Origin of the sequence: Hymenobacter sp. ISL-91 (assembly GCF_018613725.1) — a bacterium.
In the GTDB taxonomy this organism is placed as follows: Bacteria; Bacteroidota; Bacteroidia; order Cytophagales; family Hymenobacteraceae; genus Hymenobacter.
The window spans coordinates 18,187-32,008 of record NZ_JAGGPS010000024.1 but is presented as its reverse complement, the minus strand read 5'-3'; the positions used below and the strand labels follow the sequence as shown (position 1 = coordinate 32,008).

8 protein-coding genes and 1 other RNA gene are annotated in these 13,822 nt (G+C 61.2%); 6 read left to right on the top strand and 3 right to left on the bottom strand.

Annotation, left to right across the window (positions count from 1 at the left end; translation table 11 throughout):
• Position 1: 1 nt before the first annotated feature.
• Positions 2-2,893, bottom strand: a complete 2,892-nt coding sequence (locus J7E24_RS10275) for an alpha-amylase family glycosyl hydrolase (RefSeq protein ID WP_251047141.1) — start codon at positions 2,891-2,893, stop codon at positions 2-4.
• A 180-nt stretch (positions 2,894-3,073) separates the two neighbouring features.
• On the opposite strand from J7E24_RS10275, the gene J7E24_RS10270 reads away from it, so the two are divergent.
• The 5 genes from J7E24_RS10270 (at position 3,074) to J7E24_RS10250 (ending at position 9,433) form a co-directional block, all read left to right on the top strand.
• Positions 3,074-4,060: a YfiM family protein gene (locus tag J7E24_RS10270; protein ID WP_251047140.1), complete on the top strand. Its 987-nt coding sequence runs from the start codon at positions 3,074-3,076 to the stop codon at positions 4,058-4,060.
• A gap of 179 nt (positions 4,061-4,239) precedes the next feature.
• Positions 4,240-5,421, top strand: a complete 1,182-nt coding sequence (locus tag J7E24_RS17775; protein ID WP_215137770.1) for a Smr/MutS family protein — start codon at positions 4,240-4,242, stop codon at positions 5,419-5,421.
• A 170-nt stretch (positions 5,422-5,591) separates the two neighbouring features.
• A complete protein-coding gene (locus J7E24_RS10260; protein WP_215137768.1) occupies positions 5,592-7,466 on the top strand; it encodes a M1 family metallopeptidase in 1,875 nt (624 codons plus the stop codon).
• A 213-nt stretch (positions 7,467-7,679) separates the two neighbouring features.
• An RNA gene (gene rnpB, locus J7E24_RS10255) (RNase P RNA component class A) lies at positions 7,680-8,093 on the top strand.
• Positions 8,094-8,254: 161 nt separating this feature from the next.
• Positions 8,255-9,433 carry a sigma-54-dependent transcriptional regulator gene (locus tag J7E24_RS10250; RefSeq protein ID WP_215137766.1) on the top strand — a complete coding sequence of 393 codons (1,179 nt, stop codon included), beginning with the start codon at positions 8,255-8,257 and terminating at the stop codon, positions 9,431-9,433.
• An 88-nt stretch (positions 9,434-9,521) separates the two neighbouring features.
• Here the strand turns inward: J7E24_RS10250 and J7E24_RS10245 are convergent, their stop codons facing one another.
• Entirely contained in the window at positions 9,522-10,532 is a 1,011-nt protein-coding gene (locus J7E24_RS10245) for an acyl transferase (RefSeq protein ID WP_215137764.1), read from the bottom strand.
• Between the two features lie 133 nt (positions 10,533-10,665).
• Here J7E24_RS10245 and J7E24_RS10240 point away from each other — a divergent pair, with 133 nt between their 5' ends.
• A complete protein-coding gene (locus J7E24_RS10240) occupies positions 10,666-11,241 on the top strand; it encodes a hypothetical protein (RefSeq protein ID WP_215137762.1) in 576 nt (191 codons plus the stop codon).
• Positions 11,242-11,326: 85 nt separating this feature from the next.
• On the opposite strand, the gene J7E24_RS10235 is transcribed toward J7E24_RS10240, so the two are convergent.
• On the bottom strand, positions 11,327-13,750 hold the full coding sequence (locus J7E24_RS10235) for a thiamine pyrophosphate-dependent enzyme (protein ID WP_215137760.1): 2,424 nt from the start codon (positions 13,748-13,750) through the stop codon (positions 11,327-11,329).
• Positions 13,751-13,822: the final 72 nt, after the last annotated feature.

Below are 13,822 nucleotides of genomic sequence, written 5' to 3'. Positions count from 1 at the left end.
CCTAGTGATTCACAATCAGGCGGATGGACTGCTGCTGGGCACCGGCTTGCAGACGAACCAGGTACACACCGTTAGCTAAGTTCTGCAGGGGCAGATCCTGGCTCCGCGAGCCAGCTGGCTGGCGGGTGGCGGGCAGGGTTTGCACCGTGGCTCCGAGCAGGTTAGTTACCGTAACCTGCACCGTGGCAGCCTGAGGCAGCTCGTAACGAAGCTGAGCCGTAGCGCCGGCAGGGTTGGGCTGGGCTGTGAGTTGGAGTACGGCGGCGGCGCTGGCGCGGCGGTTGCTGAGCACCGTACCGGCAGGCACCGTGATTTTGCGCGAGGTGTACACCGCGAACTGACCGGGGGCCAGTGAGATGGAAGCCGAAGGGTCGGTTACGACTAGGGTTTCGCCCGTCAGGTAGTTGTACCAGGTGCCGGCGCTCTGGAAGTTGGGTACCACGGTAGCCGTTGTTACATCGAAGTTACCCACGATGGTCACGTTAAGGCGCGGGTCGGAGAGCTGCAGGGTTTTCACCGCGCCGTTCAGGTTTTGGGTGAAGCTGGCAGGATTCTCGAAGGCGGGCTCCTGTACTTTCAGCGCAATCAGGCTACGGTACACGTCGTAGAGGTGGCGACGGTCGGCCTCCTGGTAGTAGTTCCAGAGGGCAGGCTTGTTGGCCAGCTTGCACTGGTCGTTGTCTTTGTAAGGCAACGGCACGGTGCCATCGGGGCAGCTGAAAATGGACTTATCGTAGCCGACTTCGCCGAACTGCCAGATCATTTTCGGGCCGGGCACGGTGAAGAAGAAAGCGGCAGCTAGTTCCTGACGCTTAAGGGCCGTGCTCACGTTTTTCACCGAGTACGAGCCCGACGAGTTGCCGAAGGTCAGGTTCTTATACATCAGCCGCTCTTCGTCGTGGCTTTCCATATAGGTAATCAGGTTGGGCTGGTTCCAGCCGCGCTGCTTGTAGTAGCCGCCGCTGAAGTTGGATTTGCCGCCTTCATTGTAGCCCATGGTGGCCTCGTTGTAGGCATCGGTCATCTTGCCCCACAGCATCAGGCCCATATCCGACAGCACTTTTTCCTCGTCGTTGTTGCCCAGGTGCTCCAGAATGGCATACGAAGTCGGCGATACGCTCACCTGAAAATCGTGGTAGTCCTTCCAGATATCCACCCGCGACTGGTCAAACTGGTTCCAGCCCCCTACATCGGTGGTTACTTTCTGGGTGAAGCCTTTGCTCAGGTCGAAGCGGTAGCCATCGATGTTGTACTGCTTCAGCCAGAATTCGATAACCTGCTTGCTGAAGTAGCGGGTGAAGGGGCTTTCGTGGTTGAAATCGTAGCCTACGTTGAAGGGGTGAGTGGCAGTGCGGTTGAACCAGGGGTTGTTGGTGGCCGGGTTGCCGTCCTGGAAATACATCTGCACCATCGGGCTCTGGCCGAACGACTGGTTGAGCACCATATCGAGCACCACGGCAATGCCGCGCTTGTGGCACTCATCGATAAAGCGTTTCAGGTCGTCTTTGGGGCCGTAATACTTATCAGGTGCGAAGTAGTACGACGAGTTGTAGCCCCAGCTCTCGTTGCCTTCGAATTCGTTGGCAGGCATCAGCTCAATCACGTTCACGCCCAGGCGCTGCAGGTAGGCCAGCGTGTCGGTAAGGGTTTTGTAGTCATGCGCAGCCAGAAAGTCGCGCACCAGTAGTTCATAAACTACCATGTCCTCTTTCTTGGGGCGCTGGAAGTTCGTGTTCTGGAACGTGTAGGGCGTTACGTTGCTTTGCAGCACCGACACAATGCCGCTCTGGCCGGCCGGGTAGGCCTTCAGGCCCGGGTACGTAGCGGCCGAAATAAACCGGTCGTTCTGGGGGTCGAGCACCTTTTCGGTGAAGGGGTCAGCTACTTTCAACTGGCCATCCACGAGGTACTGGTAGGCATACTCCTGGCCGGCAGTCAGGCCATCTATCTGCACCCACCAGCGGCCATTCACCGAGTTGTCGGGCTGGCCGGCAGCGTCGGGCGTGCGCTTCATGTAGCCGGCGGCCGTGGCGGTCCAGTTGTTGAACTCGCCGATAACGTGCACGAAATTCTTATTGGGCGCCGTGAGGCTGAAAATGGCCGAGGTGCCATTATTAATATAGGTAACACCGTTGCGGTTGGCACCGGCGGGCAGGGCCGCTACCGTTACGGCTTCGCGGGTCTGCAGCGTCAGCTCGGTGGCGGCGGAAGCGGTGGCAGTGGTAGCGGTGAGGCGCAGCGTATTGGCACCGGCCTGCGTGAGCGTTACGTTGGCCTCAATGGCGGTGGCATTGGCGGCCGTGGCAATCTGGGTGCCGTTGAGCAGCAAGGCCAAGTTGGCTGGCACCGCCGAGGTGCCCTTTACCAGCGTGGGCGAATTCAGCGGAAATACGAATGGGCCGGGGCCGCTGGGCTGGGTGAAGCGCAGGTCGAAATCGTTCTGGGCTACGTCCACGAAAATGTCGCCGCCCGGGCCGCGGCCCACAATCGAGCCGTCGGCGTTACGGAATACCATGGCCAAGCGCAGAATCTGCTCGGCGGCTGGCACGTTGTACCAGGCCCGCACACTGGGCGTAATGGCAATGGTGTAGATGTTGGGGTTGGTGGCGCTGCGCGTGAGCTTTACCGACGGATCGGGGGCGTTGAAGTTGGTGAACTTCACGTACTTCCAGTCGGAGGGGCTAGTGCTCAGGTTGGTGATAACGCCGGTATGCACATACACGTCGCCGCTGAAGTTGGCTAGTGCTGCATTGCCCTGAGTGGCATCATAGGTGAGCGTAACGGCTTGCGCAGCCGTGAACGAGGCGGGCTGGGCCGTGACTACCTGAGCCCAGGAATCGGGCCGGGCAGCTCCGAAAGCCAGCAATACCAGAAAAAGTCGAAGTATTCGCATAAGAAATTGGGTTGAAAACTTTAGAAAGCAGAAAAAGCAAGCAATGTTGTATTAACTACAATTAGGATTGAACTGCTGCTTTACACTACAAAGGGGCATTAAATATACAATGCCCCGGGCAGGTTCGCCAAGTCAATAGCCGCATTTAACGTAGATTTAACCAGATTTTTTCAGCTGCACTTGCCTTCTCCACCCCTCACTTTTCGCTCCTCTCTATTTGTGGGCCTGCTGAGTGTGCTGCTCACCGGGCCGCTACGTGCCCAGGTGCCGCTGGCCAGCACCGAAGCGGCCGGAACGGAGCCAGCAAACTCCCCCGGTTTTCCGGCTCCGGCCGATAGCCTGCAACCGGCCACGCCGGGGCAGTTCAACCGGCGGCTGCCGCTGCTGGCGGGCGGGCTGGTGGTATCGTACTCGGCGCTGATGCTGGTGCTGAGTAAGAGCTGGTACACGGGCGAGCAGAGCCGGTTTCACTGGTTCAACGACCTGCCCCAATGGAAGCAGCTCGACAAGGCCGGGCACGTTTGGGGCGCCTTTCATGAAAGCCGGGGCGCGGTGGATATGCTGCGCTGGGCGGGGGTGCCCGACCGCCGCTCCATCTGGTACGGCGGCTTTGTGGGCTTTCTGCTACAAGCCCCCATCGAGCTGTTCGACGGCCGCGACCCGGAGTACGGCGCTTCGGCCACCGATTTGGCGGCCAACTTCCTCGGCTCGGCCGGCCTGATTGGCCAGCAACTGGCCTGGAACGAGGTGCGCATTATGCCCAAGCTTTCCTTCCGGACGACGCGCTACGCCGACCTGCGCCCCAACGTGCTGGGCCGTGGTCTGGGCGAGCAGTTTCTCAAAGACTACAACGGCCAGACCTACTGGCTCGCCACCGATATAGGCGCGTTTCTGCCCGCCGGCAACCGCTGGCCCCGCTGGCTGCAGCCGGCAGTGGGCTATGGGGGGCAGCAAATGGTGTTCAACGACCCGCAGGCCAACGCCGGCCTGGGCCTGCGCTCCTACCGCCAGTTCTACCTTAGCCTCGATGTGGATCTTCGCCGCATCCCGACCCGCAGCAAGGTGCTCAAAAAGGTGTTTTACGCCCTCAGTATTTTTCACCTGCCGGCCCCGGCCCTGGAGTGGAACCCGCGCCACGGCCTTAAAGCGCACGGACTGTACTACTAAATCACAGATTTTCGGTGATTTTTGCGCTGATGACGCAGATTCTTCTGGCAACCGGCCTGTAGTGTTCAGTCTGCCAGATCAGAATCTCCGTAAGCAAATGGCGACCTTTGCCGGTAGCGCGCTGATTGGATGAACGAATCAGCGTAATCAGCGAAAAAATCAGCGAAAATCTGTGATCTATGAATATTGGAGACCGAGTACGCCTGCTGACCGGGCGCGAAGAAGGCATTATTACCCGTTTGCTCAGCGACGAGCTGGTGGAAGTAGCCATTGACAACGATTTCACCATTCCGGTACTGCGCCGCGAGATTGTGGTGGTAGCCGCCGAGGAAACCAAGGCGTTCGGCAAAAGTGCCGCTGCAGTGGAGTCGGAACGGAAAGCGGCCAGCAGCGGCGCGGCTATGGCCGCTCAAGCCGCCAAAAAAGCCGGCGTAGCAACGGAAGCCAAGCCGACCACTAAAGGCGAAAGCCCGGCCCCGCTCAAGGCCGACAAAGCCCAGCCCGCGCCGGTGCAGAAAGGCATCTACCTGGCCCTCACCCACCAGTCGCCCGAACTGCTGGCCCTGCACCTGGTTAACCACACCGACCGCACCGTGCTGTTTACACTGGGCGAAGAGAAAACGGGCGGAAAATACCGGGCCCTGAAGGCAGAGAAGCTGGAGGCCAAATCGGCCAGCGAGGCGCTGGGGCACTGGCACCTCAAGGATTTCGACCAGTGGCCGGCGCTGCTGGTGCAGTTGCTGCCGTTCCAGTTCAACAGCCCCGATGCGTTCGAGCTGCTGACCAAGCGCCTGCAGTTCAGGGCGGCCAGCTTCTACACCAGCCGCCAGCCCAACGTGCCGGTGCTCCAGCGCGAGGCCTACCTGTTCCAGCTCGACGAGAAGCCCGCCGCCCCCGTAGCCCTGCCCGTCGCCGAAACCGAGCAGCCAGCCACCGCGCCCGCCGCCAAGCCGCAACCCGCCACCGACAAGCAGCAGCTGGCCGACAAGCTCAAGGCCCAGCTGACCGGCAACGCCCCCGCCAAGCCCGCCGCTGTGGCCCCGGCGCCCGAGCCCGCCAAGGCCCTGGTAGCGCCGTCGCACGAGGTTGACCTGCACTTGGAGGCCCTGCAGCCCGAAGGCGGCACCGAGGGCCTGAGCAATTCGGCCATCCTCAAGCTGCAACTCGAAGCCTTCGAGGACACGCTGAGCCGGGCGCTGGCCACCAACATGCACGAAATCATCTACATCCACGGCTCGGGCAACGGCACGCTACGCAAGGAGCTGCACAAGCTGCTGAGCCGCAACCGCGACATCAAGTTCTTCGAGGATTCGATGAAGGAGAAGTTCGGCTACGGCGCTACGCTAGTGCGGTTGAAGTAGAAAGCCGGGAGCTTGAAGCATTAAAAGAACGTCATTCAGAGCGAAGCGAAGAATCTCGCGTGCCAAAGTAACTCAGGTGTTGAGCTTACTATTGCACGCGAGATTCTTCGCTTCGCTCTGAATGACGTTCTTTTAATGCCCTACCTTGCGGCTTCTACCAGTTTTGCCGCATGAAACTCCCCGCGCTCCTCGCCGCTTCTCTCCTACTATTACCCATCACGCTGCCGGCCCAGCAGCTGCCGGTGTCGCGCACCATTCAGGCTACCTACAACAAGGGCACCCGGGCCGAAAACGGGCTGCCGGGCCCCAAATACTGGCAGAACTCGGCCGACTATAAAATCAAGGTGCGCTTCGACCCGGCCACGCGGCGGGTGAGTGGCACGGCCGCCATTGCCTACCGCAACGCCAGCCCCGACTCCTTGCGGCAAATCTGGTTCAAGCTCTACCCCAACCTGTACCAGAAGGGCGCGCCCCGAGCCAGCGGTATGAGCCCCGAGGATATCGGCGAGGGGATGCAGCTGAGCAACTTCACACTCAACGGTCAGGCCGTGCCGGCCGCCGACTTGCGGCCCAATTTCACCAACCTCGTGGTGCCGGCCCGCCGCGCCATTGCCCCCGGCCAGACGGCCCAAATGACGGTGGAGTTTGCCTACACGCTGAACGCCGGCTCGCACATGCGCACCGGGCAGGTGGAGCCCAACGCCGATTTTGTGGCCTACTTCTTCCCCCGCGTGGCCGTGTACGACGACATCGACGGCTGGAACCGACACCCCTACATCGGCTCCCAGGAGTTCTACAACGACTTCGGCAACTTCTCGGTGGACGTGACCGTGCCCAAGAACTTCGTGGTGTGGGCCACCGGCGACCTGACCAACGCCGACCAGGTGCTCACCAAAAAGTACGCCCAACGCCTGCGCCAGGCCGAAACCCAGGACCGTATCACCAGCATCATCACCGAAGACGACCTAAAAAAAGGCGGCATCACGACCACCAAAAACTCCGAAAATACCTGGCACTTCGAGGCCCGGAACGTGACGGACTTCGTGTTTGCCACCACCGACCATTACGTGTGGCAGTCGAGCAGCCTGGTAGTCGACCCGGCCACCAAGCGCCGCACCCGCGTGGATGCCGTGTACAACCCCAAGCATAAGGACTACGCCGAGGTGGTAGACTTTGCCCGCCAGACGGTGCAGGCCATGAGCTACACCTTCCCCAAGTGGCCCTTCCCCTACTCCCACGAAACCGTGTTCGACGGCCTCGACCAGATGGAGTACCCGATGATGGTGAACGACAACCCCACCGAAACCCGCGAAGACGGCATTACGCTAACAGTCCACGAAATCTTCCACACCATGTTCCCCTTCTATCTGGGAACCAACGAAACCAAGTATGGCTGGATGGATGAGGGCTGGGCGACTATGGGCGAGTGGATTATCTCGGGCATGATTGACCCCAAGCTCGATGACAACTACGGCATTGCGCCCTATGCCGCCGGGGCCGACACCGAGGTGGACGTGCCCATCATGACGCTGAGCACCCAGCAGTCGGGCACGGCCTTCTTCCTCAATTCCTACCCCAAACCCGGCCTGGGTTACCTCTACGTGCAGGATTTGCTCGGCGACGAGCTGTTCACGAAAGCCCTGCACCACTACATCCGCACCTGGCAGGGCAAGCACCCCATGCCCCACGACTTCTTCAACGCGATGAACGCCGGGGCCGGCCGCAACCTCAACTGGTTCTGGCAGCGCTGGTTCTTCGACGCCGGCTACCCCGACCTGGCCATTCAGCAGGTCACCAAAACGGCCACCGGCTACGACGTAGTGGTGGAATCCAAAGGCACCAAGCCCGTCCCCGTCGACCTCATCGTTACCTTCGCCGACAACTCCACCCAGAAAATCCACCGCACCATCGGCGTCTGGGAGTCGGGCGCGAAAACCGTTACCGTGCCCGTGCCCACCACCAAAGCCGCGCAACAAATGAAGCTCGGCGCCACGCTGGTACCGGATAGTTTCCCGAAGGATAACGTGTGGGTAGCGGGTAAGTAAGCAACAGCACGGAGGGGCGACATATCGGTAGCCTGTAACGCCCCAGGTTCATTTAAGCCCCAGCGGGGCGACACCTTCCGTTGAACGATGGGTGTCGCCCCGCTGGGGCTTTTGCGGGTCATCGACTGACCTGATGCTACCGATATGTCGCCCCTCCGGGGCTTAGCCAGCTAAATACTCGTATCCATCCAAAACCTGCCTACCTTTACCCCTGTGATGGGTCGCCCCACCGCGGCGCGGGACGCAAGAACCGCGACGAGGAAAGTCCGGGCAACGCAGAGCACCCTGCTTCCTAACGGGAAGGACTGACGAGCATAATGCGAACCAGGACAGCCAGTGCCACAGAAAATACCGCCTACGTTGCCTTCGGGCAGCCGGTAAGGGTGAAAAGGTGCGGTAAGAGCGCACCAGCGGCTGGGCGACCAGCCGGCTGGGTAAACCTCAGGGGTTGAAAGACCAAATAAGCCAGCACGTCGGCCCCGCTTCCAGGGGCTGGCACCGGGCGGCTCGTCCGGCGCTGGCGGGTAGGTTGATGGAGCCTTTCGGCAACGACTGGCCTAGATAAATGGTGGGGCCGCCAGCCTTCGGGCCGGCGGACAAAACCCGGCTTACAGACTCATCACGCCAACTCAAAGAGGCCGCTGCAACACCAGTTGCGGCGGCCTCTTTTTTTTGCGTTTCTCCTCAGCTATTAGCCGGGCACTTCCGTTCAAAGACCCTACCTTGTCCGCATCATCGCATACAACGAAAGCCAACAGCTAGTAGCTGTCAGCTAAAAGCCAGAAAATATGCCCCGCCTGCTCATTATCGACGACGAAAAAGCCATCCGGCACACGCTCAAGGAAATACTTGAATACGAAAGCTACAAAGTGGACGAAGCCGCCGATGGCCCCACGGGCCTCGATATGCTCATCCAGGACAAGTACGACGTAGTGCTCTGCGACGTGAAGATGCCCAAAATGGACGGCCTCGAAGTGCTGGAGCGCGCCCGCGTGCTGGCCCCGCATTCCACCTTCATTATGGTATCAGCCCACGGCAACGTGGAAATGGCGGTGGAAGCCACCAAAAAGGGCGCCTACGATTTCATCCAGAAGCCACCGGACCTTAACCGCCTGCTCGTAACGGTGCGCAACGCCCTCGACCATGTGCAGCTGGCCACCGAAACCACCAAGCTTTCCAGCGAGAATAAAACGCTCAAGAAGAAGCTCGCCAAAAGCTCGGAAATGATTGGCGAATCGGCCGGGTTGCAGGCCGTGCGCAAGGCCATTGAGAAGGTGGCCCCCACCGATGCGCGGGTGCTGATAACCGGTCCCAACGGCGCGGGCAAGGAGATGGTAGCCCGGCAGCTGCACGAGTTGAGCCAGCGCAGCGGCGGCCCCATGGTGGAGGTAAACTGCGCCGCCATTCCGTCGGAGCTGATTGAGTCGGAGCTGTTCGGCCACGAGAAGGGCTCGTTCACGTCGGCCGTGAAGCAGCGCATCGGCAAGTTCGAGCAGGCCGACGGCGGCACGCTGTTTCTGGACGAAATCGGCGATATGAGCCTTTCGGCCCAGGCCAAAGTGCTGCGGGCGCTCCAGGAAAACAAGATTACCCGCGTGGGCGGCGAGAAGGAAATTTCGGTGAACGTGCGCGTGCTGGCGGCCACCAACAAGGATTTGCTCCAGGAAATTGCCGACCGCAACTTCCGCGAAGACCTCTACCACCGCCTCTCCGTCATCCTCATCCCGGTGCCCTCGCTCAACGAGCGCCGCGACGACGTGCCCCTGCTCATCGACAAGTTCCTCAAAGACATTGCCCAGGATTACGGCAACAAGCCCAAGCAAATCGACGATAAGGCCCTCTCCTACCTCCAGGGCCTCGACTGGCGCGGCAACATCCGCGAGCTGCGCAACGTGGTCGAGCGCCTCGTTATCATGAGCGACGCCACCATTACTGAGGCCGACGCCAAGGCCTTTGCGGGGAAATGAATTAATGGGGTGATGAAGTAACAGAAAAAAGGGCTGTCATTCTGAGCGAAGGCGNNCTCCGCCTTCGCTCAGAATGACGTTCGTTCACTTACACCAGCTGATTACAGCCCCGAATATCCGAATTATCCAACCGGCCCAGCACCTCGAACGAGCCGTCGGGATGCATGCGGGCCAGGTCTTTGGTTTCGATAAAGGCGCAGCTGTCGATGTTGGCCAGGTCGATAATGTTGAGCGCGCCGCTGGCCCGGGTGGCCGATACGGAGAACGGGTCGGAGGGGTCGCGGAGCAGAATTTGCAGCTGCGGCGGGGCCCAGAAGCGGCCGTCGCCGAAGCTGTAGGCCTGGCCCAGCAGTTCGGTCATGCCATACTCGGAGTGGATGCCAGCCGGGCCAAAACCGCGCTGCAACTCGTCGTGAAGCTCCTCCCGAATCATCTCGCGGCGGCGGCCCTTCATGCCGCCGGTTTCGAGCACCGTCAGGCCCTGCAGTTCGGGCCGACTGGCGTGGGCTTCAACGAAATCGAGCAGCGCGTAGCTCACGCCAATCAGCAACACCTTTCGGCCGGGTTGCTGCTTGGCTTCGGCCAGCGCAGCCAGCAGGGCCGCGTGGTCGTGCAGGAAAAAGGCCGGCTGGCGCTGGCCCGAAGCCCGGGCAAAGTGCTCGACCATAGCCACCAGCGACGAGCCGCCCTGCTCCAGGTACGAGGGCAGCAGGGCCAGTACCGTCCAGCCACTAAGCGGGCCGTAGTAGTGCTCGAAAATTCGTTGGGCATGCTGGCGGTACAGTTCGGGCTCACGTACGTGGTGCTGGCTGCGCTGTTGCAAGGTGGTGCCGCTGCTAAGGAATGTTTCGGCTGGCCGCCAGTCGGCGGCGGGGCCGGGCACGGTGCGTACGTCGTGAGTCTTGAAGAACTCGATGGGCAGAAACGGAATCTGCTCCACGCTGTCCACCCCGGACAGGTCGTGGCCCAGCGCGGCCAGGTAGGCGGCGTAGGGCGCGCAATGCCGGGCCTGATACTGGAACAGCGCCAGCGCCGCGGCCGGGGCGCCGGTGGCCGTCAGGTGGGGCAGGGCGTGCAAATGTTGTTCGCGGAAACTCATTTTTGTAGCCGGCAGTTAGCCAGAAGTTGAACAATGCCAGCGGCGGCTCGTTCGTTCAGATGCAGTATCTTTCAACTACCTTTCCATCGTCGCCGACCGGCTGCTCTGGCCTTTCTCTTTAAGCAATTTTATTATGCGCTCACCTCGTACGCTGCTTTTCCAAACGCTGGGCTTTGCGGTGCTCATGGTCCTGCTGGGCCTGTCGGTACCGGGCTGCATCAGTCCGCCCGACTATCCCGACACGCCGGAGATTGAGTTTCGCAAGGTTACTATACAACCAGTGGTAAACCGCTTCGGACCCTTCGACAGCGTGAACATTACCATAGGTTACCGCGATGGTGACGGAGACTTAGGCCTAGGGCAGAATGATACCCTGCCACCATTCAATCGGTACTTACCTAATACAAAAATTGATAACCCCCAACGGATCAACTATTTCTGCCAGATCCAGATTCGCCAGCCCGATGGCAGCTTCCTCAATTATACGCCACCGGCCGACGTCATCAATGGTACCTACCCCAATCTTACGCCAGCCAGCCAAGGCGACCGGGCAGCTCCATTACGTGGCGAAATCTATTATGAGTTCGATATCTCTCCTACCCCGGAACTACCTCCCGGCACAGCTATTCGCTTTAAAGTCAGCATCATGGACCGGGCACTAAACCGTAGCAATGAGGTATTCACCGAAACGGTAACCATTCCGCAGTAGCCAAAGCCGTTGCCCCGGCAGCTTACGCACAGCGCGCCCGCCCTGGTATCAACCGGGGCGGGCGCGTTGCGTTAGGGGCCGGTGCTTAGTAGATGGCCGGGAAGCGCTTGGGGTCGGCTTCCTGCATGATTTCGTACACAGCATCGAACACGTCTTCCACGCTGGGCTTGCTGAAATAGTCGCCGTCGGAGCCGTAGGGCGGGCGGTGGGCCTGGGCCGAGAGGCAGCGCGGCTGCGAGTCGAGGAAGCGGTAGGCCTGCTGCTCGTCGAGCACCTGCTGCATCATGAAAGCGGTAGCGCCGCCGGGCACGTCCTCGTCGGCAAACAGTACGCGGTTGGTGCGCCGGAGGCTGTCGGCAATCAGGTGGTCGGTATCGAAGGGCAGCAGGGTCTGCACGTCCATCACCTCTACGGCAATGCCCACCTCGGCCAGCTGCTGAGCCGCTTCCATCACGATGCGGCACATCGAGCCGTAGGTGACGATGGTGAGGTCGGCGCCGCGGAGCAGGGTTTCGGGGCGGCCCAGCGGCAGCGTGAATTCGCCGGGGTTCTGGGGCATTTTCTCCTTGAGGCGGTAGCCATTGAGGCACTCAATCACGATGGCCGGCTCATCGCTCCGCAGCAGCGTGTTGTAGAAGCCGGCGGCCTGGGTCATGTCGCGCGGCACGCACAGATGAATGCCGCGGATGGCACCCAGAATCATCTGGATGGGCGAGCCCGAGTGCCAGATGCCTTCGAGGCGGTGGCCCCGGGTACGCACGATAAGCGGAGCCTTCTGGCCGCCTTTGGTGCGGTACTGCAGGCAGGCCACATCGTCGGAGAGCGTCTGGATGCCGTAGAGCAGGTAGTCGAGGTACTGAATTTCGGTGATGGGCTTGAGCCCGCGCATGGCGGCCCCGATGCCCTGCCCGATGATGGTGCACTCGCGGATGCCGGTATCGGTTACGCGCAACTCGCCAAACTTCTCCTGCAGGCCCGCAAACGCCTGGTTCACGTCGCCGATGCGGCCCACGTCCTCACCAATGGCGAAGATGCGCGCATCGCGCTCAAAGTTGGCCGTAAAGCAGGCCTGCAGTACCTCGCGGCCGTCTACAGAGGCGGCATCGTCGGCGTACGCTACTGCTACTTCCTCAATGTTTCCCACAGCTTCTTCGCTCTGGCTGAACAGGTAGGAGTTGTAGCGGTCGGCGTTGTCGGCCAGGGCCTGCTCCAGCCAGTTCTGCAGCTCGCGGCGGCCGGCGCTGCGCTGCTCCCGCACCTGGCGCAACGCCCGGCGTACGGTGCGCACCAAATCGGCGCGGATGGGCGTGGTGTTGTGCTTGAGGGTTTCCACCAACTCGTGAAGCTGGTTTTCGGTGCCGGTTTCGGCCACCAGCTTGTTCAGCAGCACCACCACCTCGTCGCGCTCCTGCTTGATGGGGTTGAAGAACTCCTGCCACGCGGCGGTGCGGGCTTCTTTTACAAGCTGCTGGGCGTCTTTCTCGATGGCGTCCAGCTCGTCGGCCGAGGCGTGGCCTTCGGCCAGCAGCCACTCGCGCATTTTCAGCAGGCAGTCGTGCTCCTGCTCCCAGCTCAGCCGGTCGGTGCTCTTGTAGCGCTCATGCGAGCCCGAGGTGCTGTGGCCCTGAGGCTGGGTTACTTCCTGCACGTGCACCAAGGCGGGTACGTGCTGGGCGCGGCAGACTTCGGCCGCCTGCTCGTAGGTTTCGAGCAGGGCCAGGTAGTCCCAGCCCTTTACGCGGTAAATCTCGAAGCCATCCTGGCCTTCGCCTTCGCGCTGGAAGCCTTTCAGGATTTCGGAAATATTCTGCTTGGTCGTCTGATATTCGGCGGGCACCGAAATGCCGTAGTGGTCGTCCCAGACGCTGATGAGCATCGGAATCTGGAGCACACCGGCCGCGTTGATGGCCTCGAAAAACATACCCTCCGAGGTGCTGGCATTGCCAATAGTGCCGAAGGCCACCTCATTGCCGTTCACCGAAAAATCGGCGAACTGGTGCAGCTCGGGGTTCTGGCGGTAGAGCTTGGAGGCGTAGGCCAAGCCCACGAGGCGCGGCATCTGGCCACCAGTGGGCGAGATGTCGGCCGACGAGTTTTTCATCTGCGCCGAGGGGCGGAACTGGCCGTCTTCATCGAGAAAGCGGGTGCCGAAGTGGCCGTTCATGGCGCGGCCGGCGGTGGCGGGCTCGGCCTCCACATCGGGGTGGGCATACAGCTGGGCGAAATACTGCTGCAGCGTCAGCTCGCCGATGGCCAGCATAAAGGTCTGGTCGCGGTAGTAGCCGGCACGCCAGTCGCCGGCCCGGAAGGCGCGGGCCATGGCCAGCTGGGGCAGCTCTTTGCCGTCGCCGAAGATGCCAAACTTAGCCTTGCCCATGAACACCTCCTTGCGGCCGGCCAGCGAGGCGTGGCGGCTTTCCCAGCCCAGGCGGTAGTCGTGCAGGAAATCGGTTTTAGTAAGCGAGGCAACGCGGGTAGGCATCGTGGGGGCGGTGTCGGTAGTGGGCATAGACGGGGCGGCGGGTGGGATGGAAAACCGGGGGCTGACAAGGGGGTGGGCACCTGCTTCCCGGAAAACAGG